The 458-nt window shown below is 66.4% G+C and carries 1 protein-coding gene; it reads right to left on the bottom strand.

Annotated elements, in window-relative coordinates; translation table 11 throughout:
• Positions 1–189: 189 nt before the first annotated feature.
• Positions 190–458 (bottom strand): PIN domain-containing protein (locus tag ACRX5W_RS11580; protein ID WP_436787939.1); only part of this gene is annotated, 269 nt, incomplete at its 5' end.

The following is a 458-nucleotide window of genomic DNA, read 5'->3' as shown; positions in this document are numbered from 1 at the left end:
CCGACGTCTGCCCTGGTGGGCGGATGCGGAGGATACGAGATTCGAACTCGTGAGGGGTTCCCCCCAACACGCTCCACAATGGGCTATCTGCTGGTTCGGTGTGATGCCCCCAACAGCCTGACCCGCGGTGGTTTGCGCCAGTGAGCGCCACAGAACTGCAACCAGTAGAGAACCGCAACCGGGCTGCGGCTACCTTCCCGCGGGGGGCCCGTACCACTGCAGAGCTTGCCCAGTGACGGCTGCGATGCACTCGAAGTCCCGGTCTCGGTGGAGCAACGTCAGCCCTTGAAGCTCCGCAGTCGCAGCGACCACAAGGTCTACGGGGCCGGCGCTTCGATGCTGTCCTCGCTGCGTCAGCATCTCTTGGACCTGCCACGCGCGGTCGTAGGCGCGGTCGTCGACCGGCACCCACCCGAACAACAACCGGAGATCCGCGGTGCCCTGCGCTCGGTCGGCCG

This window comes from Yinghuangia sp. YIM S10712 (assembly GCF_051388935.1).
Taxonomy (GTDB): Bacteria; Actinomycetota; Actinomycetes; order Streptomycetales; family Streptomycetaceae; genus Yinghuangia.
Note: the sequence above shows the minus strand (reverse complement) of the source record. Positions and strands in the feature narration are given on the sequence as shown.